Here is a 23,235-nt window from a genome sequence, read left to right on the forward strand (position 1 = left end):
AATATGAAGTGTATCGTTTTTCGCACTTTTTCACAATTTCCCATAATATTTTCATTTTTATCCCACAGTTTTTGTTTATGATAAACTCAAGTCATAAACCTATCATAATTCAATCGAAACTAGTGAATATAGAGAAACGGAGTGAACATGATGGATAAAAACAGAACGGAAGGCAATGAGAATGAGGTCTTTCTAGCGAAAGAGAACGAGCAGAATACCTCCTACTCTGCCCGCAATGTCATTCATGACCAAGAGAAGAAAAAACGAGGGTTTGGATGGTTCAGACCGCTGCTTGGCGGAGTGATCGGCGGCAGTCTCGCCCTTGGGATTTACACGTTTACACCGCTCGGCGACCATCATTCGCAGGACACTGCCAAACAATCATCCAGCCAGCAGCAAACAGAGTCTGTTACACCTAAAAACACATCCTCTGAATCTGACAAAAGCTCGTCTGCATTCAAGAGCGAAGATTCTTCTAAAATTACAGATATGGTCGAAGGCATTTCACCGGCGATTGTCGGTATTACAAACCTTCAGGCGCAGCCAAACAGCTCTTTGTTCGGCTCTGATTCATCTGATTCAAGCGAAGATACAGAAAGCGGTTCAGGATCTGGTGTGATTTTCAAAAAAGAGAATGGCAAGGCTTATATCATTACAAATAACCACGTTGTAGAAGGAGCATCTTCCTTGAAGGTATCTTTATATGACGGCACTGAAGTGGCAGCAAAGCTGGTAGGACGCGACTCGTTAACAGATTTAGCAGTCCTCCAAATCAGCGATGACCACGTAACTAAAGTGGCAAACTTCGGTGATTCATCCGATCTCAGAACAGGCGAGACTGTTATTGCGATTGGAGATCCGCTCGGTAAAGACCTGTCCCGTACGGTAACACAAGGAATTGTAAGCGGTGTGGACAGAACGGTTTCAATGTCAACATCGGCCGGCCAAACGAGCATTAATGTCATCCAGACTGACGCAGCCATTAACCCAGGTAACAGCGGCGGGCCATTGTTAAATACATCCGGAAAAATTGTCGGCATTAACAGCATGAAAATCAGTGAAGATAATGTCGAGGGGATCGGATTTGCCATTCCAAGCAATGACGTAAAACCAATTGCTGAAGAATTGCTGAAAAAAGGGCAAATTGAACGTCCATATATCGGTGTCAGCATGCTTGATTTAGAGCAAGTACCGCAAAACTATCAAGAAGGCACACTCGGCTTGTTCGGCAATCAGCTGAATAAAGGCGTATACATTCGTGAAGTTGCTCCAGGCTCTCCTGCTGAAAAAGCCGGCTTGAAAGCGGAGGATATTATCATCAGCCTGAAAGGCAAAGAAATCAATACAGGCAGTGAATTGCGCAATATCCTTTATAAAGACGCAAACATCGGCGATACTGTAGAAGTGAAGATTCTGAGAAACGGCAAAAAAATGACGAAAAAAATCAAACTCGATCAAAAAGAAGAAACAACTTCTTAAAAAAAGTGCCTCAGGCTGCAAAGACGGCCTGAGGCTTTTTATTGAACAAAAGACCTATCTTTCTATGAAACCTTTTGCCAAGATACCCGTATATAAATAAACTGACATTATTGCTGAGACATCGTTTAAGAAGGAGATATGGACATGAAAACTGGATTGGGTATTATTTGCGCAGGATTGTCTTTACTGCTGCTGAGCTTTCACCTTTCTGCATCCACATTGATGTGGGGAGTTACACTAGGGGCCAGTATTTTATTAAACATGACTGGTACGGCTCTCATCATGCGTTTCTTAAAAGCACCTCAATATAACAGCTGACATGCAGCAAAGCCTAGGATAACATCTATAGGCTTTGCTGTTTTCATTTCAGCGTGACTGAACATGCGGATTTATTGTGGATGCGAGCAAGCTAAGGATAAGAACGCTCTTCAGCTCGCCCTTTTGTATACCTTTGAAATAGTGTAACAAGTAAATCTGAATAAACCATTCATAAACAAAGCCAATATTTTCGCCGAAACCATTTCATGCCACAATACGCTTTAAGCCATTTCCCGAACGCACCTCCTTCCACTCATATGATAAAAAAAGCCTTCCGGCAACGCCGGAAGGCAAATAACAACCATTTATTGAATCGGTTTGAGTTTTGCTTCAATTTCTGCTCTCCGATGCTCAAGGTATGGCGGAAGAGCGATCGTTTGGCCAAGTTCATCAAGGTTTTCATCAACCATAAAGCCCGGTCCATCTGTTGATAGCTCGAACAAAATGCCGTTCGGCTCTCTGAAATACAGCGCCTTGAAGTAGTAGCGTTCAACGATGCCGGAATTGCTATAGCCTTCCCGGCTGATAATCTGATGCCACCCGGCAAGTTCTTCTTCATCTCTTACACGAAATGCGACATGGTGAACACTGCCTTTCCCCTGACGCTCGCGCGGAAGATCATTTCTCTCTATGAGATGGATTTCAGTTGCCGCCCCGCCTTCTCCTGATTCCAAAATAACAGCGGTTCCTTGTCCTTCGACAGATTCACGGCTGATTTCTGTAAATCCAAGGATATCCGTCAACACGTGTAAGGTCGGTTCAGCGTATGGCACAGTCAGTTCAACCGGTCCTAATCCGCGAAATGAAAATTCTTCCGGAATGCCGCTCTGTTTAACAGCCAGCCCATATCCTTTTCCTTTCTCATCTGCAGTCAGCACAAGACGCTGCCCTTCATGATCTTGGAAGGCCAATATGTCACGTCCCGCTCTTTTCGCAATGTCGCTATGCGCCACCTGATGCTCTTCAAAACGTTCTTTCCAGTAATGTAAAGCTTCTGTGCTAGGAACGCGCAAACCAATAGAAGAAATACTGTTTGTTCCCGCATGAAACGGCGCAATACGGGGGATTTCGAAAAATGTCAGTTCAGTTCCCGGATTTGCCACTTCATCTCCGTAGAACAGATGGTACATTGTCGGTTCATCCTGATTAACAGATTTTTTGACGAGCTTTAAACCCAATACTTTCTTATAGAAATCTACATTTTTTTGTGCGTCAGCCGTTAACGCTGACACGTGATGGATACCGTTGACTTTCATATATGTCCCTCCAGGTTATATATCTCGATTTCGAGATATTATATCATAGTTATAGATTTGATTGTTCTCCTTACAAGGTATTTTATTCGCGTGAGAAAGTCAACATATCAGCTTGAGAGAAAATTCGATATTTTGTGGAGTTATCATCCCATCCTCTGAGCCGGTTGAAATCCGATTAACAAACACGAACTTTACTGACGAAAACACTTATATTCATTCGTTTATAACTGATTACACTAGCTATTCTTATAGTTTTTTTCACCAAAATAAAGAAAATAACTAAAATCAGAAAATTTATTTTATTCCACTTTTCTAAAATAGGGTTTACAATATGAAAAAAGATTTTGCATCATGAAGCTTCACCAGCATAGGAGGTTTAGGATATGCATACTGAAAACAACGGTTTAAAAAAAGAGATAGGCCTCTTATTTGCCCTTACTCTTGTCATCGGAACCATTATTGGTTCAGGTGTTTTTATGAAACCCGGAGCTGTACTCGCTTATTCAGGCGATTCTAAGACAGCGCTTTTCGCCTGGCTGTTAGGCGGTATTTTAACATTGGCGGGCGGTTTAACAATCGCGGAAATCGGCACACAGATCCCAAAAACCGGAGGGCTTTATACGTACCTTGAAGAAGTATACGGCGAGTTTTGGGGATTTTTATGCGGCTGGGTGCAGATTATCATTTACGGCCCAGCGATTATCGGCGCACTCGGTTTATATTTTGGGTCTTTAATGGCGAATCTTTTCGGCTGGGGATCTGGACTATCAAAAGTAATCGGAATCATAGCCGTTCTCTTTTTATGCGTCATTAATATGATCGGTACAAAATACGGCGGCTTTGTCCAAACGCTGACAACGATCGGTAAGCTGATTCCGATTGCATGCATTATTCTCTTTGGCCTTTGGAAAGGCGATCAGCACATTTTCACAGCAGTAAACGAAAGCATTGCTGATATGAACTTCGGGGCAGCCATTTTGGCTACGCTGTTTGCTTACGACGGATGGATTCTTCTGGCCGCTCTCGGCGGAGAAATGCAAAATCCTGAAAAACTGCTGCCGCGTGCAATGACAGGCGGATTATTAATTGTAACAGCCATCTATATTTTCATTAATTTTGCATTGCTTCATATCCTGTCTGCGAACGAAATTGTGACACTTGGTGAAAACGCGACAAGCACGGCTGCCACCATGCTGTTCGGTTCAATCGGCGGAAAGCTGATCAGTGTTGGGATTATTGTCAGTATCTTCGGCTGCTTAAACGGAAAGGTCCTTTCTTTCCCGCGTGTATCCTACGCAATGGCGGAACGTAAGCAGCTTCCATTTGCTGAAAAACTTTCACATGTGCACCCGAGGTTCCGCACACCATGGATCGCGATATCTTTCCAAATTGTCTTGTCTTTAATTATGATGCTGATCAGCAACCCTGATAAGCTCTCGGAAATTTCTATTTTCATGATCTACATTTTTTATGTGATGGCTTTTTTTGCAGTGTTTATCCTCCGCAAGCAAACAAAGGGAGAAAAGCGCGCATACAGTGTTCCGCTTTATCCCCTTATGCCGATTGTGGCCATCGGTGGATCACTTTTTGTGTTAGGCAGCACACTTATCACAGATACACTGAGCTGCGGATTCTCCATCCTCATCGGCCTTGCCGGACTGCCTGTTTATTACGGAATGAAAAAACGAAAATCAAGCTAAAAAAAACGGTTCCCTTTGTTTAGGGAACCGTTTTTTGGTGTAGCAGAAGATAAAAGTTGACAGGGAAAACACAACTTTTGATATACTTTTTACGTTAAGCAAAAAGATTTTGCAAACTTTGGTCGTTTTTTGAAGCAAAGCAGGCCAAAATAAATGGACATGACTAGCTAAAAAAGTCAAGAGGGGTTTTTTTCGTGTTTACCTGTTTTTTTTCGACAAAAGACTATATAATAATGTGATGTGTGCATTGTCTCATTCAAACTATGGAGGGTTTTTAATGATAAGAAGAAAAAAAGATAAGTTCTCACTCCTTTTAACAGAAATCGCAAAAAATATAGATGAAACTGCAGAGTATTTTGTGAACTTTAAAGTCACAAACCAAACAACACTTAAAGAATTTGCAGATACGTTAAAAGAATTTGAAACAAAAGGTGACAATCATGTTCATGTCATGATTAAAGAGCTTAACAAAGCATTCATCACTCCTATTGAACGCGAAGATATCCTTCAGCTGACAAACAGCCTGGATGATGTGCTTGACGGAATTGAACATTTCTCTGCCATGATGGAGATTTTCTCAATTACGTCATCAGACGAGCATATCGATAAATTCAGCGGATACATTAGAGAATGTGCGAAAGAAATTTTAATTGCAACTGAGCTGCTGGCAGAAAACCGCTTAAAGGACATTCAGCCTCACGCCATCAAAATTAAAGAGTATGAGCACAACTGTGATAACCTGCACAGAAAATCATTAAAAAATCTTTTCGGTCATGAAACAGATCCGATCAAAGTGATTCAATATCGTGAAATTTACGAAACGCTTGAAGAAATTGCCGACTCTTGCCAAAGCGTTGCCAATAATCTTGAAACCATCATTATGAAAAACGCGTAACGAGGGGTAAAAATGGATATTCTATTCATCTTAACAATACTAATCGTCATTTGTGCTCTGGCGTTTGATTTCATCAACGGGTTTCACGATACGGCAAACGCAATTGCAACATCAGTATCAACAAAAGCGCTGAAACCGCGCCACGCCATTATCATGGCAGCTGCAATGAACTTTATCGGAGCAATGACATTTACAGGTGTTGCCAAAACCATTACGAAAGATATTGTGGATCCTTATACATTAGCAAACGGCTCAGTCGTCATTTTAGCTGCGTTAATCGCTGCGATTGCCTGGAATCTGATCACATGGTACTACGGTATTCCAAGCAGTTCATCCCATGCAATCATCGGAGCGATTGCCGGTGCCGCCATTGCGTCAGCCGGATTTGCCGCATTGAATTATAAGGGCTTCATTAAAATCATTGAAGCACTGCTTTTATCACCGATCATCGCCTTTGTCCTTGGGTTTATTCTTTACAGCATCGTCAAGCTGATTTTCAAAGACAGCAATTTGGCGAAAACGAACAAGCAATTCCGCAGAGTGCAGATTGTAACAGCTGCCCTGCAATCATATACACATGGAACAAACGATGCGCAAAAAGCAATGGGAATTATCACAATGGCTCTCATTACAGCAAATTTACATACCTCTTCTAACGATATTCCAACCTGGGTGCAGTTAGCCTGTGCGACAGCCATGGGGCTCGGAACATCAATCGGCGGCTGGAAAATCATCAAAACCGTCGGCGGTAAGATCATGAAAATTCGTCCGGTAAACGGTGTTTCTGCTGACTTAACAGGCGCAGCCATTATTTTCGGCGCCACATTTATTCATTTGCCGGTCAGTACAACCCACGTCATTTCTTCATCAATCCTTGGCGTCGGTGCATCACATCGGGTAAAAGGCGTAAACTGGGGCACAGCCAAACGGATGCTCATTACTTGGGTCATCACGCTTCCGATTTCAGCGACGCTTGGTGCCATCGCCTATTTTATTTTAAATATGATTTTTTAAGGTTACACCGCTTCTGTCAATGAAGCGGTTTTTTTGATGAAACAGGAAAACCAGCCAAATCTCTCGAATACAATAAGCAGAACCTATTTTAGATGTGAGGGATTGATGTATGCTTTTATTCTTTCAGATCATGGTCTGGTGCATCATGGCCGGATTAGGCTTATATGTATATGCCACATGGCGGTTCGAAACGAAGGTTAAAGAAAAAATGTCCGCCATCCGGAAAACATGGTACTTGCTGTTTGTTCTGGGCGCTATGGTATACTGGACATATGATCCTTCTTCCCTATTTACTTACTGGGATCGGTATCTCATTGTCGCCGTCAGCTTTGCTTTAATTGATGCTTTCATCTTTTTAAGCGCATACGTCAAAAAACTGGCCGGCAGCGAACTGGAAACAGACACAAGAGAAATCCTCGAAGAGAACAACGAAATGCTTCACATGTATCTCAATCGGCTGAAAACATACCAATACCTATTGAAAAACGAACCGATCCATGTTTATTATGGAAGTATAGATGCATATGCTGAAGGTATTGATCAGCTGCTGAAAACCTATGCCGATAAAATGAACTTAACAGCCTCCCTTTGTCACTATACGACACAGGCTGATAAAGACCGGTTAACCGAACACATGGATGATCCCGCGGACGTAAAAACCCGGCTTGATCGCAAGGACGTTTATTACGACCAATACGGAAAAATGGTTCTCATCCCTTTTACTATCGAGACACAGAGCTATGTCATCAAGCTGACGTCTGACAGCATTGTCACGGAATTTGATTATTTGCTTTTTACATCATTAACGAGCATATATGATTTAGTGCTGCCAATTGAGGAGGAAGGTGAAGGATAATGGAACGCGCGTTTCAAAGCGGATGCGAAGCCGGAGCGGCAAAGCCGTTTAAAATCCTAAAAAAACGTTCAACCACCAGCGTCGCAAGCTATCAAGTCAGTCCTCATACAGCAAGAATTTTCAAAGAAAACGAGCGGCTGATTGATGAGTATAAACGAAAAAAAGCATGATCACACTAAAAGGACGAGAGAATGCAGCTCTTGTCCTTATTCCTTTTCTGATAAGGGCTACATATACTAATACAAACAGAGGAAATTGTCAGGTGATACAGTGAAAAAATTAGTGAGGCGCGTGAAGTTTGTTAATTACGGGAAGTTTGGCATTTCCGGATATTCGCTTCGTGTGAGGGCGCGGAGTGCCATGATATTGAAGCATCTAAAAAAACGAACAAAAAAAAGCGACATTTAAACAATATGTCGCTTTTTATATTCATTATTTTTATTCGTTTTATTGAAGAGTCGTGCATAAGCAACCTCTAAATACTTCATTGGATATATGATATATTTCACTATACGGTTAAATGCTCGAGATCCAAATAAATACGTTATACCTAACGCCATCGTAAAGCATAAAATCAATCGCGTGTCGGGATTTTGCTCGTTTAACCATCTATTGTGAGAAAATAATGGGAAGACAAAAATCATATGAAATAAAAAAATGGCAAGGGAGTTTTCTCCCCATTGGCTCAATTTATTTTTCTGAACACCAACTGCATTTAATAATAAGAACATGCCTAATACAGCTAAGGAATAATGAAAGAACATAATTCCTGTATAACTATGATTCTCTATATTGAACTTTTGGTAGCCTAGAAAACCAAAAAACAGCTGATCAAATTTATCATTATGTTTATCCAAAATAATGAATATCAATACAGAGACAGCTAAAGTGGAAAACAGTTTAAACTTAAATTTGTCTAATGAACTATATATTTTACTCATGAGATCTCTTGAACAATAAAAACCAGCCAAGAAAAACGGAAGAAAAACAAAAGTTCTTAATATAGACAGTGTTTGTGTATGCATATTGCTGTAGTATATTTTGATAAATTCTACGATCTGGTCTGCGTAAAATCTAGAATAAAAGCTTAGCACGAACAACAAAATCAGAACCACTGCTGTTAAAACATTTCTGCCTTTTATTCTCTTTAAAAATAGAGCCAACGCATACCAGCTGGCTAAACTGACAATATACCACAAATGAGTATGCGGTCTGCCATAAGTAAACTGAATGACAGAAAAGTTACCTGCATAGTAACGATACACACAGTAGAAAGTTTGAAAAATCACATATAACAGAATGAGATTGATGACCTTTTTAATAGACGGCCTTTTGGAGAAATAGCCATTTAGAAAAATAAAAGCAGGCATGTGGAATGAATAGATGATTTCAATCATATTTTCCAGCCCGCTTTTACTAACACCCAGCAGATGACCAAATACAACTAAAAATATTAATACACCTTTGACATTATTTAATTTAATATCTTTTTGCACAGTATAACCACCCAAAATACAAAATTCGTCATATTCAGTATGGTTTTACTAACAAGCATTGTCAATGTTTTCTTTCTTCTAAACTAGTAAAGCAGCATGGATTTTCTTCTTCGTCGCAGGCCTATAAATACCGTCGGCTGTTAATCCGTTAACAGATTGAAAACGGGCAACAGCGTCGGCTGTTTTCGGTCCATAAACGCCGTCAATTCCGTTGTTGACAGCGCTTTTATCAGGGTAAAAATAGAGAGCGGCCAGTGCTCGCTGCACTTGAAAGACGTGTTCTCCTGAGGTATATGGCGTTGTCAATTGAATGATGCCATCAGGGAGCGGATAGAGCTCGGGTTCTTCAGCGTACGACGGAGCACTTACAATCAATACTTGACCGACCTGAATAAGATTCGGGTCTTCGATATTGTTCCACTCTTGCAGTTGAGCAACAGTTACACCGAATGCTCTCGCGATGGATGTAAGCGTATCTCCTTGTTTCACGACATAGGTTTGGCTGCCGCCTCCCCCAATCCCCTCTTTAAACGTATCCCATGTATCCAGAAGCTTACGCGGGCATTCTTTTCCAGACCAATATTTATGAGGAACAACATTGGCGAGACTGATTTTATGCTCTGCCATTAATTTCTTTACGAGCCACTGGGCATTTGCTGTTGCTTGCGCGAAATCTCCATCGGCATTTTCACAAATTTCGATCCCAATAGAAGCCCGGTTACCGATACCGTTTCCATCTCCCGCATGCCAGCCATTTTCATTTAATGGAAGATGCTGATAAATTTCCGTATCATCAACTGTAAAATGCCAGCTTGTCTCCGTACCAGCATTTTTTAAATAGCGGGCATGTGCCTTTGCATCAGCTCCGGGTGCATCGTTCGCTGTATTGTGCACAGTGATATAGAGTGGCGTCATAGTGTAACCTGGACGGTTATTTGCGCCGACTGGAATATAGTCTTGAATGATGTTAACCATTTACATTTCCCCTTATTTCGTTAGATTATTTTCCTTTAACAAGTGATGCTGTTTTTTCCCTTTTTTTGTTATATAATTGTTTTTAAACCACGCGGCAAGTGTCGTTCCAATTGTAAAGATGACAGATCCGGCTGAATAAAGAGCGTCAGCAAGCTGATTGACCTGCTCCTCTTGGATGTCCAATGGTGATTTGCCAAACATCAGCATGGTCTGGTTAATTAATGCAATTAAAAGAAGCACCGTCCTGATGACCGTGCCTTTGTCATACGTTTTCATGAAAATCCTCCTTTAATGCTGCAGCAGGTTATACATAATGGCGATCGCTCCGCCGATAATTCCTGTGCTCACTGCTGTAATAATGGCACCTGTGATGGTGCGTTTAATCCATGTTGTGTTCTCTTCAATTTTGTTCAATTTTTCGTTCAGCGTCATAATTTGCTGGTCTTGCCGGTCAGACACGCGTTCTAATGCGGAAACCCGCTGCTCAAGCGCTTTATGCTCACCTTTCATATCAGCTAAATCCTGCTGAAAGACATTTACGTCTGCCTCTTGCTGCATCAGTTACTCCTCCTTTACATGCGGATCATCTCCCTTCTTAGGGCAGAAATGGTTACGAAACAGCGGTTCCTTTTATCGAAAGAGTTCCGCCTGTGATACTGGCGATCTCCATGATGATCTCCTTAAACCCTTTAATATCGAAAGCCCACGCCTCAGATTTCCCTAACGTACTTAAGGCAGAGGATGCATCATCAGATTTCACTCCTCTGATCGGCAGTTTCTGCCCTGACACCGATTTGCCCCAAAATTTGATCTCGCTTGTTTCCGCTGTGCCGTATACCTCAACAAGTAAATGCGCGGCGCCGTCCACGGATAAAACGGCACCTTCGCCAGCATTTTCCGCATTTTCATGAAAGACAAAGTCAATTGTTTTGCCAGTCTCCACTTTCAACCGTCCTTCATGTGTTTGATTCTCCGCAAAATCAACCTGCAAAGGGGTTTTTTCATTTACATGAACGTCTATTTCTCCTGCACCGACTGATTGGTATATGACAAACTCGGATTGCTGCAGATTCCCATTCACATAACGGAAGCGGTAATAGCGCTTAGAAAGGTATACCCAGTCCGTCGCTGTCAGGACACCTGCCGCGACACTAACTGCTGCGGTCGTCGTCCAAGCATTGTTATTATCACTTTCTTCAACAAAAAGCGTGCCTTCACGATCTGCGTACGTCCAGCCCTTTACTTTTGAAATCAGAACTGCACCCAACCTGTCTTGCCCGAGCTGACTGTATGCCTCAGTCGCCTTCAAGGCCGCATTTGTTAAAATCTCCGCTACACCTGACAAATTCGAAACAGGTGTCACAAAATCATTTTTTCCTCTATAAGGCTTTACAGCTCCGGCTTTTCCAGTCTTATCGATAGGAAATTCATATTGATACTTCACTATCCTCATCCTCCTTTTGATGTAAAAACAGCCAAAATAAAAAAGCCTTACATGGCTTTACCGGTAATTTCTTTATACTGGTCAGGTGTCATCAGCTTTTTATTCACACCCTCTGCCAGATCCTCAATCGAACAGTCTCTATATGCTAGAGCTTGTTTCACCATATCCGTTGTCGCCCACTCATAATAGAGGGCAAGCACCCAATAATTCATTCAGCATGATCTCCTTTCAAGGAAAGTAATGAAAGCTTTATATCTGCCAGTTGGCTTCCTAAAGTTTTGTTCAATTCTTCAAGCTGCTTGCGTGCCAGCTTTTCCTTTGACAATTGCTCAGCAAGAATTTCCACCTGATCAGGCGGCTCATACGGCGGGTTTTTTTGCAGCTCTTCCCACCAGGATTCGAGTTCTTTTTGGGTAGGGATTGGGGCACGCAAGCTCCATTTTTCAATGTAAGAACCATTGCCGTCATTCCGAAGTTCGAAATCCTTTCTTGGCACAGCATCAGGGTATTTGTACATGATTGCGTCGTATAATATCATCTTGCACCTCCTATAGTATAGGGTAGTTTCTGCCGCCTATTTCTGTAATATCAAAATAGTTGTACCAACCTGAACTCTCTGTAGTATACCGAGTTTTATTGCCGCTATATCCCACATATAAATAAATTTCAATATAGTCTCCTTTATTAGCGGGAACTGTCGCAGCCCCATAAAGACCTACGTTTATTTCAGTAGTATCCGATTGGTCACCAGGGTTCACCCTATAGTGGGCAATATTTTTATATCTCACACCATTTAAATAAATGTCCATTTCGTAGTTTGCATATACTTGATAATTTTCTATATATAATCCAGCATTCACCAAAAACATCCCATCATTTGGAACAATAAATCTATTGTTTTTAGTATCAAAAGTATTATGGCTATCTTTTATTTTTCTATTATACTTTACTTTTTGAAGTTCTCCTTTAATCAATTTCTGCTTTCCTGTAGTTCCAATATTCGCGTGGGCAAAACCGGAAATTTTCTGCCAAGCTGTCCAGCCTGAATCGGCCCACCAATGGCGGATCCAAGAACCTGTACTAGTAAAATAAGAGTTTGACTCTTTTCCTGTCCCATAAAAGTATTGAGAAAATCTATAATTACTGTGTTTTTCATTTTTTACAATACCATAGGTAAACGGGTATCCTGTTGTATTATTTGCTCCTATATCCATAAAAGTCAGCCCAGCAGGGTACTCATTGCCACTTGTTCTAGCGTCTTGAATTGCATTAGAGCCTTTAAGTACTGTTAATTTTTGATTTGTATAATTTGTGTCAACATAATTTTTAGCATCAGCTAAAGCTTTATTTGCTTTACTTTGCGAACCCTCTGACGTTTCCAATGTATACCAATTTGTATATTCAGTACTATTAACAGCTACCCTTGTATAAAGTGTTTTCGTAGAGATGCTAAACCAATCTTGACGTGTAGCCCATTTATTTGCAGAGGGGTAGATAATTAATAAACCTGTTCTGTTATCATTTAACGGAAATTGATTTTGCAAAACGGGATTTGCATTCATGTAATTAGTGTCTAAACGATAAGTGCCAGGCGGGAGGTTCAAATCATTTGCATCGGTTATTGAATTTAATGGTCTAGTAATAAAGGCTGTGCTGTTAGTATAATCTTTTGATTGATTCAAAGCAGTATCAGCCTTTTTCTGCGCACCATCCGGTGTTTCTTGTTTAACATTTTCAACATTTCCGAGGCCCACTTGTTGTTTAGTAACTGAATGCGGATTAGTTTTATCATTTTTATGAAAATTTAATTTAGATTGAACTTCATCCACAATATCCATTGTTGCAATTTGCTTCCATCCTCTGAACTCACCGTCTGTGTGAACCATTCCAATCCACATTGCAACGCCCCAACTTTGGTAAGCTACTATTGTTTTCCTTCCTGAATCACCTTCTATAATATCGTAGTTATACCAAGCTGCATCTCCTTCCACTGGATTGTTTACAACTGATTTACCAACTGCATAATAAAATCCAGAAGATAATGTTAGAATATCGGTACCGTCTTGGAGTTGTATTCTTTTACCATCATCTCCAGTTAGCTTATTTAGTTGTGCAGCATTCCATTTATTTCTTTCACCTTGAGATATATGAACTTTAGTATCACTTAAATGAGCATTGAAATCTGCTTTTGAGGCTTGTCTCACATTTTCGATATTTCCAAGTCCAACTTGTGCCTTTGTTACTTGGTGAGGGTTATCTCTTCTCGCAGCAAAATTGTCTGTATAGGCCTTGGCGTTTCCTTCAGCTTGATCCGCCTTATTTTGAGCTCCAAGAGGAGTTTCCTTCGCATTCCATTTATCACGTTCTGTTGATGTAATATGCCGTAATAAATCATTATTATGTTCATCAAAATCCTTCTTCGCCGCCTGCCGCACGTTATCCACGTTCCCCAGTCCGATTTGCGCCTTTGTTGTGTTGTGGGGGTTGTTCATGTCGTTTTTGTGGGCAGCCAGGTCTGTGTGGGCGTCTTTTATTCCTTTTTCCCAGCGGTTGACGTCATCTTCGTTAATTGGGTCGTCAGGGAGCCAGTCTGTTTTTTCTTCGTATGCCATGTTTACACCACCTCAAAAGTAAATCTAAAATCGAGTGTTCTGTTTTTGCTGACGTCAAGGTTTGTTTTTCTTTCTGTAATGATGTTGCCCAGTTCGTCAACAATTTGTACCGTTTCGATATGCTTGATTTCTTCCTCACGTCTTGTCAGAACGGTAACTGTCGCTCCGTCAATGGTGAGTTCTGCTATGTCTGTTTTTTGTCCGTTAAGCAGAACGTGATCAATTCTGCTTTTTAGATCTGCCGCTGCACGTTCTCTGTATATGGTTGAAATCAAAGTAAAACCACCTCATTGTTGTTAAGGGTGACCGAATAACCGACCTTCAGCTCACTGGCTGTTCGGTATCTGCGGTGATTCAGAATGACTGTATCTTTTATGTGAAGCTTCTCATTTAATCCGCTTCTGAGCGTATACGCCAAATGAGCGGGCTTCATGTTTTCAATTGCTTCAATCAGCTCATTCATGTGCTGGAGGTCATCAATATTGATATCCACGTTAAATCGGTATTCACCGGGCAGCAGGCGGACCTGTGCTGATGGTTTTTTCAAGAAACGATTGACCGCCTGCTCAATGGCTTTATAGGTGATTGGCGGGATATTAGACATTTTTGAAATCAACCGCAATCGTCTGATCTCATCAGTATCTCCTGATTCCCGCGGCACATTTAAAATCTTCTCCCAGCGGCTGAGCCCCCATGTCGCTGTCGGCACGAAAAGCTGATCCGTCAGATCAAATATGCTGTTATTCTGTTTCTCAAACTCCGGCGCTTCCGCTTTCAGCAGTTCGGCCATTTCTTTCAGGCTCGTAAGAAACGGAGGCAGGTACGCTTTCATATCATCTTGTTTGCTCAATGATCTTCACCTGCCCCAGCTTAGGAATTTCCACGTCGCTCAGCACTAGATTTTCGGAGGTGCCATTGATTCTAATATTGGCATAATCACTGACTGATGGTGAGTTATAGACGATATTGTTTATTTGAGATAAACGGATGATGTTGTCTTCGAACGCCATTTTCTTAAAGAGATGTAAAACACCCTCTTCAATTTCTGACTTCACTTCATCTATCGAGTGATTGATTTCAGGCAGCACTTCGGCAGAAATCTCAACTTTCTTCCAAACCGCGCTTTCCACTGTGACAACAGCTCCAATTGGCGCCTGCCCCTCACCCTGTCCTGGCTCAGGGTCGATATAATCCTTTACCTTTTGAATTAAGATTTCAGAAGCCGGCTCAAGCTTGGCATTCGTGACGACAATTTTGACTGTGCCTTCCCCTTTCCAAAGCGGGAAAATCTTTGCTTTTCCAACACCATCCACTTCCTCAGCCCACTCTTTATAATGCATTTTATTGGCACTGACAGCCTCACGTCGAACCCTTGTAAAATATCGTTCTCTTAAGCTGTCGTCTCCTTCTTCCTCACGACCCGGAATGAGTATTTCTTTAACTAAGGCTGTTTCTAAACCCGGAATGGTATCCAGTGACAATAAAGGACGTCCAGTCAGATTGGCGTTCCCTGCTTCACCCGGTGTTTCACAGATGAGCGTGCCATCTGCTGTATATTGAAAATAAAGATTATCCACATAGAAGCGGGAGCCTATGGGAATGGTCACACCAGACGTAAATTCTCCCGCTCTGACCGCCTTTGTCGCGGCAGTCCGCTCAATACCCGCTTCCGCTGCGCGCCGGTCTAAAAACTCGCCTTGTGCGGTATCAGAGAAGACAAGCTCAAGCACTGTATCCAGCCATATATATGACTTCGCAAGCTCGGCTGCCGCAGGAGCTAACGCATTATAAATGACGCTGCCTTCTCTTGTATCAATATCTGCGGAGATGCTGTTCAGCATACGCTCCATAATCTCTTCAAAGGTCTGATCTTCAAACATTTGCGCCAATCACCTCCTCAATTTCAAGCGTCCCTTCATCTGTCTCCACCACAAAGGAAACATGAAATGCATCGCCTTGTTTTTCGATCTCAAAATCTGTTACAGCAGATATCCGGTCGTCATAAACCAGTGCCTCTTCGATCAGTCTTGGAATCTCCATTTTTTTATAGGCATCAGTCGTCTCATGATCTGTCAGCACGTCCTGCAGCTCATTACCGACATTATGGCTGTATACGGAATATGCATAGCGCTCTGTCTGTAAAGCGATATACACGAACTGCCTAATCGCTTCAAGCCCGGTAATCAGTTCATTTGTAATTCTTTCGTTTTCAAAATCTATTTTGTACGTTTGCGAGGTTTCGATCACTTCGCTCTGATCTTCGATATCTTCAAACTTCACCTCTGGTGTCAGGGCCATGATGCCCACTCCTTTTACATGCTAAATAAAACCCCTTCGTTCTGAAGCGGTTTGGCTATACTTTATCTAAAATAAAAAACGATTGGCCGCCAGTCAGAGCCACAGTCATGATACGATCCCCTGGCTTGAGTGCATCATCTTCGCCGGCCTGCATCCGTTTCGGGATGATAAGGGCGTCAGAGGGTATGATCAATTTACTGTTTTCATTTAATCTGATGTTAACAGGGGAAACTGAAACCACCTCAGCAGGAAGCAGCTCCACCGGTGACTCTGCGCCAACTGCGCCGACGGCCAAGTGTTTAATCGCTTCACTCAATCTCATCAGGACGCTCCTTCTGGTATGGTGTTCTTTTCAACAACATCAATTGTCATCGTATGTTTCGTTCCTTTAAACTCATGCCGGTCTGTGTCTACCCAATAGGTTTTTTTGATCCCGGCCTCCGGAATGGAAATATAGACAGGCAAGCCGCTCTGCACTTCCGGAATACCGATCGCCTGAATATTTTTCAGTTCTTTTTTCACGCCCTTTTTTTCAGCAAGACGCACATCTGCCCGCCGCTGAAGCTGTGCCTGGTTGATATCATCTGTGACCGTTTCTGTATATTGAAGCACGCCGTATTTATTTAAGCCTGAACTGTCTTTGGCAGACGCTTTATACGTCTTCTTGTCATTCTGCCGGCGGAGCACCACCCGTGTTGCAGTGTCATCAATAGAAGTGCTGTATTGATAGCCCGTAATATTGACGCCGGTTTCCAGCACCCATACTTCTGACGGATCTGGCCAAGCGCGCAAACCGAGCTTTCCTTTTTCCGAATACAGCTGGTAATGCCGTCCTGTCTGCCTTTTCGTCTGTTTCAACGCTTTTAAGATGATGTCATACAGTGTCGTATCATTTTTAATGACAAGGCTTTTGATCGTATGGCCTGTATTCGCTATCGAGGCTGTCGGAATTTGAAAATCATTGGCTATTCTTTTGATCATCTGATCAGCTCTCTGGTTGGAAAAGACGTACACATCCTGGTTTTTGACCAGATACTGAAGCATATCGTATGCACTGAAAGCAAGTGTATGCTCGTCCGGTGTTCTTGCAAAAACGATGCCTCGAAAAAGCTCTTTTCCCTTCCACTTAAACAAGACCGTATCACCTTCTGTGACGCTATAATACGTCTGGTTCCCTTGTTTGATGACGATGGTCGCTTCAATGGAGCGCGGCGCCTGATAACGATGGCCTTCCAGTGATACACTTTCCGCTACCAGTTCAAGCCATTCTGTGTCTTTAATGACGAACAGTTCTATCATCATACATCACCTGTTTCATTGCGGTATCTTTAATTTTTGGCCCGGGAAAATCCAGTGGCCCGGCTGCCTGATGTTCCGTTTGCTCCGTTTGATCATGGCCGTTTTATTGGCGTTCCAAATTTTGCGCCATTGCGTACTGTTCCCGTAAAATCTGCCGGCAATGTCCCATAGCGTATCTCCCTTTTTCACTGTATAGGTTTTCGGAGAAGCCTTTGATGGACGTTTTGCCTTTGTTTTTTTCTTTTGTTTGATTTTCCGAGGGGAAGCGGTTTTATATTCTTTAAATTGAATATCAAATGAGCGATCACCGATATCCTGCTGGCCTTCGCTATAGGAAAAACTTTCAATGCTGCATGTCATGTTCACTTTAGTGCCCGTAATCAAAAACTGGACCGGTTTTTTGGCCTTCATCCATTTTTCAATTTTTGTTATTGCATTTTCCGGGGACGGAAAGTTTTGATATTCAGCTATCGGACTGTATTTCTTCGGAAAAAACGAAGAGAACGAAATTTCTTTCGCTCCCTGTTCGTCAATAAATGTAAGATCACCGAACTTGGCTACTTTAACCGACTCATTTTGAACCGTATTTGAAATATTCAGCTGGTCGGGAAGAACGGGGAGCCGCAGTTTGTCCTTCCCTTGTGAAATCCAAAATTCATATACGGATTTAGTCAAATGCAACGACTCCCTTCGTTCCAATATTGATATCCTTTTGCAGCTCGTCTATAAGCGCCTGTTTGATTTTCGCCGCAAGGGTTTCGGCGTCCTGTCCATTATGGAAATGCTGATCGCCGTTAAACTCAATCTTGATTTCTTTCGTTCCGGCTGTTTGTTTCGTTTGCCGTGTACCAGATGTAACAGCTGACACTTGTCCTGATGAAAGCTCAGACTGCTGGGATTGAGATGGATCTGTCACTTCCATACCAAGAGCCTGCGCCGCCCTCTGAAGGAGGTAGCGGCCGCGTATGCCCCGCTCCTCCGGAATGATCCATTCCCGCTTGTTTCCTTCGCCGACACGTGCGATTTGTTCTTTTGTGATCAGCCCGCCGTTGGCATAACCGACATAGGGACCGCCATGATTCATGCTTTTTATGCCCGGCACGTTATTAATTGACCCGTATCTGCTTTTAATGTAGCCGATCGCCGCAGCTGCGTTGTGGATCGGATTTTTAATATTATCCATGCCTTGTGCTTTATGATCATTAAAGGTGCTCGGAATGGTCTGCATAAGCCCTTGTGATGGATGCCCCGCTTTTGCATTGCTGTCCCATAGGTTAATTGCGTTCGGATTGCCTCCTGATTCATTCTGCGCAATCGTCATGAGTCCAGGAAGCCAGCTCATCGGTGTTTTTGTGGCCATGAGAGCCGCCATAATCCACTGTTTCACATTACCGCTCATCGCACCCATTCCTGAGTAAGCAGCGGCCAGTGATCCAGCTTGTTTTTCAGCATATTTTTTCACATCCACTGAGCCAAGGCCTTTGACAACACCAATTGAAGCAAAACGCCCCAAACTCATCATAACGCGGGATGGTGAATGGATATCCAGCTCTTCACGAAATGCCTTCTCAACTTTTTTCGCGAGTTCCTTGGCGGCTCCGTGGACTTCACTTGTCTTAGAAGTCATACCTGAAACAAAATTCCCGATCATGCCGCTGCCCCAGCCGTTTGAGGATTCCTTCGAACGGACAAACGGTTTATTCACATGAGTATTAACGTACTGATCAGTGCCAGTTTGTGAACTATTTTGACCTGAAGCAAACCCTTTGATCGTACCGGTTCCCCATGAAGAGGATTTATTCACAGTGTTCTGGAATGGTGTTTTGACTTTCGTTTGCAGATAGCCGTCTGTACCGGTTGCAGTTCCGTTTTGACCCTTGGCATACCCGCTTACCATTTGTTTACCGTAATTGGATGAAGCAGAAATCATTTGTGTAAATGGCGTATTGATGTTTTTCTTTTTCCAGTCTTCCATATTGACCGGCTCTTTGCTGATGCCTTTGCCAATGCCTTCTGAAAATTGCTGTCCGAGTGCGGACGCTTGGCCTGTAAGATTTGCAGTGTTCATTGATGGAGAAGCTGATCCTGATACCGGGCTGGCAGCTGCTCCTCCTGAACTCGATACTGGACTTGCAGCTGAAGATGAAGCGGCTCCCATATCGTCTACAACTTGCATACCGAGCTTAGATGCTGCTTGTGAAAGAAGCATTTTACCTCGGCCTCGGTTATTATCAACCGGAATAACGAATTCCTTGCCGGCTTCACCGATCCAAGAGATGGTTGGTTTGGTGATGTAACCGCCTGTGGCGTTTTTATCAGCTTTCATTCCAAAGTCTTTGTGAGCCTTCTCTCTTCCTTTTTGAATATGCTCTACCTTTTCTTTAACCCAAGACGTCACTCCACCGCCCACTTTTTGAGCAGTTTTCACTACTTTTCCGCCTGCAGACTTTACTGCATCCCAAGAATCTCCTAATATGTTTTTCCCCCACTCTTTTACTGAATCCCATTTTTTAGACCACCAGTCTTTATTAAATAGGCTGTCTTCAAGTGTTGATGTGAATTTTTTCCAAATCGACTTTGTGTTTTCCCATTTTTCTTTTGTCCAGCCTTTGACACCTTCCCATTTTCCACCCCACCAATCTTTATCAAAGACTGTTTCTTTTACTTTTGATTTAACAGACTCCCATACAGAAGAAGCTTGATCCCACTTATCCTTTGTCCAGCTTTTTACAGATTCCCATTTTCCGCCCCACCAATCACTATTGAAAAGTGTAGACTCTAATGCACCGTATGCATAACCAGCTTGTTCAGCCCACCAATTGGAGTCAAAAAAATTAGTAGAAGCTGTATCTTTTAAATCAGTCCATGTATCATCAAGCCCGTCTAGAGTATCTCCTGTTGTTGTTTTGACCCCTGTCCATTTTTCATTCCACCAATCACCATTAAATAGTGTATTTGAAATATTCTCTTTTATTTGAGAAGTATCAAACATCTTACCAATGTTCTTACCTGCTTCTTCACCGCCGATTCCGCCTACTAAACCGCCGCCGACTCCGCCGATTGCGCCGCCGATTGCTGTACCTTCTGGACCTGCCAACGAACCGATCGCCGCACCTGCTTCTGCGCCTGCAGTTGCGCCCGCTTCCGCTCCGGCGATGCGGCCTCCAATTGAACCAACCTTTTCGCCGGCATTATCTTTATTGGTTCCAGCTAGATCGAACAATTCTAGGGCGGATCCTACGTATGGAACAGCCTTTTTCATTCCTCTGAATGCTTTTCCGAGTTTGGATGAATCCTTTCCTAGTGATTTTAAACTTCCGATCCAGTTCTTTCCCTTCGAACGTGAAGTCCTAGATGCACTTTTACCAGATGTGCCGCTCTTGCGTCTTTTTATTACCTCACCAGGAACCTTAAGTGTTCTGTTTGGAGCCTTTGTCGGGCTTTTCTTTTTTCGATATGTTTTTTTCTTTTTAGAGCCTGGTCTTGTGCTGCCGCCTTCACAGCCGCAGCAACATTTACCACCTGTATTACGATTAAGGACTTTTTTATCTTTTTCAGAACCCCCGCCAGAATCTTTCTTTTTTTGCGGGCCTAAAATTTTATCAATGATCTTATCAAACACATCATTTTTCAGCTTTTCTAATAATCTTTCTTTGAAACGATCTAAAAAAGCTTTTCCGATTTCGTTGAGTGTATCCTTAATCCAAGGCCAAGCGGATTTTGTCCACCAATCCTTCAGCCATCCCTTTATTTTCCCAACCCAGCCGGGTTTTTGATCAGAGCTTTTGTCCGAGGATTTGTCTGATCCTTCCTTAGATTTCTCTTTGTTAATCGGGCTTTCTTTTTTATTGATTTTGTCTGATACTTTTGTCTTCACAACAACTTTTACAGAATACGTTTTTTCAAATTCCCTCAAAAGTGCTGTTAATCGATTCACTGTTTTGGTGATTTCATCGATGACTTTTAATTTAACTGTATAACCGTTTTTTATATTTTTCTTAATATAACCAATCATTTTTTTAACTGTTGACGTAACCTTGTCTTCTGGAACCAAAAGGAATGATAACTTTTGGTTAGATAGCAACTTCCGTATTTTTTTATACGCAGTTTTTGTTCGGTCTACTAAAGATACAGTCAGCTTTGTTTCTTTCGGCAGCCGTTTTAGTTTTTGTTCAATCGCTTCCAGCCTTGCAGTTGCTTGGTCATCAAGTACCACTTTGATTTCTAGTGATTTCGCGAATTTTAAAATGATGTAATCATTTATTTTTCTCAGACGGTAAAATGCCTGATCTTCTGCTCTGATGCTGATTTTGATTTGTCGATTGATGGTCTTGACTTTTTTTTCGACCTCTTGGAATCCTTTATGTATCCGTTTTAGTTTTTTAGATACTTTGTCTTCGAGATCAAAACGGGCTGTTAGTTTTGCGATCTTAGTTCCCTCCTCTCTTTGATTCTTTTTCTAATAGGTCTAACTTATAGCCTATTAACCCAAATAAAAGCGCTTTAAAGTGTTTAGGCGCTTCATATAATTCAAGAAGTTGGGATGGCGAATAATGAAGCTCATGCATCGCATAATACAAATACACTGCTTCCTTATCGCCATCCTTTACTAGTTTTTTGCTTCTTCTTCTAGATCTTCAAGATCATCTTCAAAACCGTTGATTTCAATTGCTTTATTCAGCCAATTCGCATACTCGCCCCCTACTGATAGCACGCGTTTGGCAACTTCTACGGGATCCGCTGTTTTGTAAGCTTCCCTTAAATCTTTTGAACGAAAATCAGGATAAATAGTAGATTCGATGGCAATTCTCGCATAAAAGCGCTGAGAGTCTAAATCTTTGACGCGGCCGCGGCCTTTTACATTTTTAAATACAGTATTTTCTTTTTCCAATTCATCAATTCGTTCGGTTGTAATTGGTTTTAAAATAAACGGAATGACATTCCCTTTTTTATCAACAAAACGCTTTGAGATCGGCACTTTGATTTCTTCAGCTTCAATTGTTTTACCCGGCATAAAAAAGGAAAGATCATATACGTTTTCGTTCTTTTCGCTCATGTGAAAAACTCCCTTATCTTTTGTTTGGTTTCATTTTGTAAAAAGCAGGCCTTTCTCAGAAAGACCTGCTTATGGCTGTTGGTTTAGTGGTAATTAAAACGTGTCAGATAGCTTCTCAGGCACGTCGAAGTCTTCGAATGTAAATGGAACTTCTTCCTCTAATGCTTCTGAGTCGACATCAAGACTTGCGATTTTGGCAGAGTCGAAGTTGACGTCGTATAGCGTGACACGCTCTGTGCCTCGTCCGGAGGATTGATCATCAAGGACGGCTTGGAGGGTGAAGTAAGGGTCACTGCCTTTTTTCACGTAATCCATCATCAATAGCACAAATTTGGATGTGACTTTATAGAACGTCGCTGTTCCAGTTCCGTTTGCCCCTGTTGTTTTATGGCCTGTCATGCGGCGGCCCATAATGTTTACTTCAGACTTGTTTTTCTCGACGTTTGCTTCAAATGTTTTGATGTGCGCCATTTCTTCGCCGTTGAGAAATAAACGCCCTTCTTTTCCTGAGATTGTGTTCTGTGCTTTTAATGCCAT

The 23,235-nt window shown here is 42.1% G+C and carries 28 protein-coding genes; 8 read left to right on the forward strand and 20 right to left on the reverse strand.

The genetic code is table 11. The features are described 5' to 3' along the window. The first annotated feature begins 147 nt into the window (after positions 1-147). Together htrA and AAGG74_RS07275 are read left to right on the forward strand one after the other, a co-directional pair. Complete coding sequence (gene htrA, locus AAGG74_RS07270) at positions 148-1,479, forward strand: serine protease HtrA (protein ID WP_429674935.1); 1,332 nt, start codon at positions 148-150, stop codon at positions 1,477-1,479. 144 nt (positions 1,480-1,623) lie between these two features. Continuing rightward, positions 1,624-1,797 (forward strand): hypothetical protein, encoded by a 174-nt coding sequence (locus AAGG74_RS07275; protein WP_202923584.1) that lies wholly within the window; start codon positions 1,624-1,626, stop codon positions 1,795-1,797. Positions 1,798-2,102: 305 nt separating this feature from the next. On the opposite strand, the gene AAGG74_RS07280 is transcribed toward AAGG74_RS07275, so the two are convergent. Beyond that, the gene (locus AAGG74_RS07280) at positions 2,103-3,053 is read right to left on the reverse strand and encodes a ring-cleaving dioxygenase (RefSeq protein ID WP_429674937.1); all 951 of its coding nucleotides are present in this window, start codon (positions 3,051-3,053) and stop codon (positions 2,103-2,105) included. Positions 3,054-3,436: 383 nt separating this feature from the next. Between AAGG74_RS07280 and steT the strand changes: the two genes are divergently transcribed. The 6 genes from steT (at position 3,437) to spoIISC (ending at position 7,926) form a co-directional block, all read left to right on the forward strand. Continuing rightward, on the forward strand, positions 3,437-4,753 hold the full coding sequence (gene steT, locus AAGG74_RS07285) for a serine/threonine exchanger (protein WP_429674938.1): 1,317 nt from the start codon (positions 3,437-3,439) through the stop codon (positions 4,751-4,753). Between the two features lie 277 nt (positions 4,754-5,030). Further along, positions 5,031-5,648, forward strand: a complete 618-nt coding sequence (locus AAGG74_RS07290; protein ID WP_162101294.1) for a DUF47 domain-containing protein — start codon at positions 5,031-5,033, stop codon at positions 5,646-5,648. A gap of 12 nt (positions 5,649-5,660) precedes the next feature. After that, positions 5,661-6,662: an inorganic phosphate transporter gene (locus AAGG74_RS07295; protein ID WP_162101293.1), complete on the forward strand. Its 1,002-nt coding sequence runs from the start codon at positions 5,661-5,663 to the stop codon at positions 6,660-6,662. Positions 6,663-6,771: 109 nt separating this feature from the next. After that, positions 6,772-7,518 (forward strand): toxin-antitoxin-antitoxin system toxin SpoIISA, encoded by a 747-nt coding sequence (gene spoIISA / locus AAGG74_RS07300; RefSeq protein WP_162101292.1) that lies wholly within the window; start codon positions 6,772-6,774, stop codon positions 7,516-7,518. After that, a complete protein-coding gene (locus AAGG74_RS07305) occupies positions 7,518-7,688 on the forward strand; it encodes a type II toxin-antitoxin system SpoIISB family antitoxin (RefSeq protein WP_162101291.1) in 171 nt (56 codons plus the stop codon). Before spoIISA ends, AAGG74_RS07305 begins: the two co-directional genes overlap by 1 nt. 85 nt (positions 7,689-7,773) lie before the next feature. Continuing rightward, positions 7,774-7,926, forward strand: a complete 153-nt coding sequence (spoIISC, locus tag AAGG74_RS07310; RefSeq protein WP_162101290.1) for a three component toxin-antitoxin-antitoxin system antitoxin SpoIISC — start codon at positions 7,774-7,776, stop codon at positions 7,924-7,926. Here the strand turns inward: spoIISC and AAGG74_RS07315 are convergent. The 19 genes from AAGG74_RS07315 to AAGG74_RS07405 form a co-directional block, all read right to left on the reverse strand. Then, positions 7,923-9,014 (reverse strand): acyltransferase family protein, encoded by a 1,092-nt coding sequence (locus AAGG74_RS07315; protein ID WP_429674939.1) that lies wholly within the window; start codon positions 9,012-9,014, stop codon positions 7,923-7,925. The genes spoIISC and AAGG74_RS07315 overlap by 4 nt on opposite strands. A gap of 78 nt (positions 9,015-9,092) precedes the next feature. Beyond that, the gene (locus AAGG74_RS07320; RefSeq protein WP_429674940.1) at positions 9,093-9,989 is read right to left on the reverse strand and encodes an N-acetylmuramoyl-L-alanine amidase; all 897 of its coding nucleotides are present in this window, start codon (positions 9,987-9,989) and stop codon (positions 9,093-9,095) included. 12 nt (positions 9,990-10,001) lie between these two features. Then, a complete protein-coding gene (locus tag AAGG74_RS07325; RefSeq protein WP_429674941.1) occupies positions 10,002-10,265 on the reverse strand; it encodes a phage holin in 264 nt (87 codons plus the stop codon). Positions 10,266-10,277: 12 nt separating this feature from the next. Next, the gene (locus AAGG74_RS07330; RefSeq protein WP_162101286.1) at positions 10,278-10,547 is read right to left on the reverse strand and encodes a hemolysin XhlA family protein; all 270 of its coding nucleotides are present in this window, start codon (positions 10,545-10,547) and stop codon (positions 10,278-10,280) included. 52 nt (positions 10,548-10,599) lie between these two features. After that, positions 10,600-11,436 carry a phage-like element PBSX protein XepA gene (gene xepA / locus AAGG74_RS07335; protein WP_429675246.1) on the reverse strand — a complete coding sequence of 279 codons (837 nt, stop codon included), beginning with the start codon at positions 11,434-11,436 and terminating at the stop codon, positions 10,600-10,602. 44 nt (positions 11,437-11,480) lie between these two features. Next, positions 11,481-11,645, reverse strand: a complete 165-nt coding sequence (locus AAGG74_RS07340) for an XkdX family protein (RefSeq protein ID WP_429674942.1) — start codon at positions 11,643-11,645, stop codon at positions 11,481-11,483. Next, a complete protein-coding gene (locus AAGG74_RS07345; protein WP_162101284.1) occupies positions 11,642-11,971 on the reverse strand; it encodes an XkdW family protein in 330 nt (109 codons plus the stop codon). Before AAGG74_RS07345 ends, AAGG74_RS07340 begins: the two co-directional genes overlap by 4 nt. Positions 11,972-11,981: 10 nt before the next feature. Then, the gene (locus AAGG74_RS07350; protein WP_429674943.1) at positions 11,982-14,045 is read right to left on the reverse strand and encodes a terminase; all 2,064 of its coding nucleotides are present in this window, start codon (positions 14,043-14,045) and stop codon (positions 11,982-11,984) included. Positions 14,046-14,047: 2 nt separating this feature from the next. Beyond that, on the reverse strand, positions 14,048-14,320 hold the full coding sequence (locus AAGG74_RS07355) for a hypothetical protein (RefSeq protein ID WP_162101282.1): 273 nt from the start codon (positions 14,318-14,320) through the stop codon (positions 14,048-14,050). Then, positions 14,317-14,895, reverse strand: a complete 579-nt coding sequence (locus AAGG74_RS07360) for a YmfQ family protein (protein ID WP_162101281.1) — start codon at positions 14,893-14,895, stop codon at positions 14,317-14,319. The genes AAGG74_RS07355 and AAGG74_RS07360 overlap by 4 nt, the downstream gene beginning before the upstream one ends. Next, positions 14,879-15,925 carry a baseplate J/gp47 family protein gene (locus tag AAGG74_RS07365; RefSeq protein ID WP_429674944.1) on the reverse strand — a complete coding sequence of 349 codons (1,047 nt, stop codon included), beginning with the start codon at positions 15,923-15,925 and terminating at the stop codon, positions 14,879-14,881. Before AAGG74_RS07365 ends, AAGG74_RS07360 begins: the two co-directional genes overlap by 17 nt. Further along, complete coding sequence (locus tag AAGG74_RS07370) at positions 15,918-16,343, reverse strand: DUF2634 domain-containing protein (protein ID WP_162101279.1); 426 nt, start codon at positions 16,341-16,343, stop codon at positions 15,918-15,920. Before AAGG74_RS07370 ends, AAGG74_RS07365 begins: the two co-directional genes overlap by 8 nt. Positions 16,344-16,398: 55 nt before the next feature. Continuing rightward, positions 16,399-16,665, reverse strand: a complete 267-nt coding sequence (locus tag AAGG74_RS07375) for a DUF2577 family protein (protein WP_162101278.1) — start codon at positions 16,663-16,665, stop codon at positions 16,399-16,401. Next, positions 16,665-17,642 carry an XkdQ/YqbQ family protein gene (locus AAGG74_RS07380; protein WP_429674945.1) on the reverse strand — a complete coding sequence of 326 codons (978 nt, stop codon included), beginning with the start codon at positions 17,640-17,642 and terminating at the stop codon, positions 16,665-16,667. Before AAGG74_RS07380 ends, AAGG74_RS07375 begins: the two co-directional genes overlap by 1 nt. A 15-nt stretch (positions 17,643-17,657) precedes the next feature. Then, the gene (locus tag AAGG74_RS07385) at positions 17,658-18,317 is read right to left on the reverse strand and encodes a LysM peptidoglycan-binding domain-containing protein (RefSeq protein ID WP_162101276.1); all 660 of its coding nucleotides are present in this window, start codon (positions 18,315-18,317) and stop codon (positions 17,658-17,660) included. Continuing rightward, positions 18,310-22,071 carry a transglycosylase SLT domain-containing protein gene (locus tag AAGG74_RS07390; protein WP_429675247.1) on the reverse strand — a complete coding sequence of 1,254 codons (3,762 nt, stop codon included), beginning with the start codon at positions 22,069-22,071 and terminating at the stop codon, positions 18,310-18,312. The genes AAGG74_RS07385 and AAGG74_RS07390 overlap by 8 nt, the downstream gene beginning before the upstream one ends. 1 nt (position 22,072) lies before the next feature. Further along, a complete protein-coding gene (locus AAGG74_RS07395; protein WP_162101275.1) occupies positions 22,073-22,222 on the reverse strand; it encodes a hypothetical protein in 150 nt (49 codons plus the stop codon). A gap of 29 nt (positions 22,223-22,251) precedes the next feature. Continuing rightward, a complete protein-coding gene (locus AAGG74_RS07400; RefSeq protein WP_162101274.1) occupies positions 22,252-22,698 on the reverse strand; it encodes a phage tail assembly chaperone in 447 nt (148 codons plus the stop codon). A gap of 93 nt (positions 22,699-22,791) precedes the next feature. Further along, positions 22,792-23,235 (reverse strand): phage tail tube protein, encoded by a 444-nt coding sequence (locus tag AAGG74_RS07405; protein WP_121591709.1) that lies wholly within the window; start codon positions 23,233-23,235, stop codon positions 22,792-22,794.

It is taken from the genome of Bacillus mexicanus (genome assembly GCF_050445615.1).
GTDB classification, from domain to species: Bacteria; Bacillota; Bacilli; order Bacillales; family Bacillaceae; genus Bacillus; species Bacillus mexicanus.

Excerpts from the sequence above, each read along its gene's own strand:
- AAGG74_RS07400 (WP_162101274.1), bottom strand. The coding sequence starts at position 22,698 with ATGAGCGAAAAGAACGAAAACGTATATGATCTTTCCTTTTTTATGCCG.
- AAGG74_RS07380 (WP_429674945.1), bottom strand. The coding sequence starts at position 17,642 with ATGATAGAACTGTTCGTCATTAAAGACACAGAATGGCTTGAACTGGTA.
- AAGG74_RS07330 (WP_162101286.1), bottom strand. The coding sequence starts at position 10,547 with ATGCAGCAAGAGGCAGACGTAAATGTCTTTCAGCAGGATTTAGCTGAT.
- AAGG74_RS07405 (WP_121591709.1), bottom strand. The coding sequence starts at position 23,235 with ATGGCATTAAAAGCACAGAACACAATCTCAGGAAAAGAAGGGCGTTTA.
- AAGG74_RS07340 (WP_429674942.1), bottom strand. The coding sequence starts at position 11,645 with ATGAATTATTGGGTGCTTGCCCTCTATTATGAGTGGGCGACAACGGAT.
- AAGG74_RS07295 (WP_162101293.1), top strand. The coding sequence starts at position 5,661 with ATGGATATTCTATTCATCTTAACAATACTAATCGTCATTTGTGCTCTG.
- AAGG74_RS07345 (WP_162101284.1), bottom strand. The coding sequence starts at position 11,971 with ATGATATTATACGACGCAATCATGTACAAATACCCTGATGCTGTGCCA.
- AAGG74_RS07275 (WP_202923584.1), top strand. The coding sequence starts at position 1,624 with ATGAAAACTGGATTGGGTATTATTTGCGCAGGATTGTCTTTACTGCTG.
- htrA (WP_429674935.1), top strand. The coding sequence starts at position 148 with ATGATGGATAAAAACAGAACGGAAGGCAATGAGAATGAGGTCTTTCTA.
- AAGG74_RS07375 (WP_162101278.1), bottom strand. The coding sequence starts at position 16,665 with ATGAGATTGAGTGAAGCGATTAAACACTTGGCCGTCGGCGCAGTTGGC.
- AAGG74_RS07365 (WP_429674944.1), bottom strand. The coding sequence starts at position 15,925 with ATGTTTGAAGATCAGACCTTTGAAGAGATTATGGAGCGTATGCTGAAC.
- steT (WP_429674938.1), top strand. The coding sequence starts at position 3,437 with ATGCATACTGAAAACAACGGTTTAAAAAAAGAGATAGGCCTCTTATTT.
- AAGG74_RS07350 (WP_429674943.1), bottom strand. The coding sequence starts at position 14,045 with ATGGCATACGAAGAAAAAACAGACTGGCTCCCTGACGACCCAATTAAC.
- AAGG74_RS07280 (WP_429674937.1), bottom strand. The coding sequence starts at position 3,053 with ATGAAAGTCAACGGTATCCATCACGTGTCAGCGTTAACGGCTGACGCA.
- AAGG74_RS07320 (WP_429674940.1), bottom strand. The coding sequence starts at position 9,989 with ATGGTTAACATCATTCAAGACTATATTCCAGTCGGCGCAAATAACCGT.
- AAGG74_RS07305 (WP_162101291.1), top strand. The coding sequence starts at position 7,518 with ATGGAACGCGCGTTTCAAAGCGGATGCGAAGCCGGAGCGGCAAAGCCG.
- spoIISA (WP_162101292.1), top strand. The coding sequence starts at position 6,772 with ATGCTTTTATTCTTTCAGATCATGGTCTGGTGCATCATGGCCGGATTA.
- AAGG74_RS07325 (WP_429674941.1), bottom strand. The coding sequence starts at position 10,265 with ATGAAAACGTATGACAAAGGCACGGTCATCAGGACGGTGCTTCTTTTA.
- AAGG74_RS07370 (WP_162101279.1), bottom strand. The coding sequence starts at position 16,343 with ATGGCCCTGACACCAGAGGTGAAGTTTGAAGATATCGAAGATCAGAGC.
- AAGG74_RS07290 (WP_162101294.1), top strand. The coding sequence starts at position 5,031 with ATGATAAGAAGAAAAAAAGATAAGTTCTCACTCCTTTTAACAGAAATC.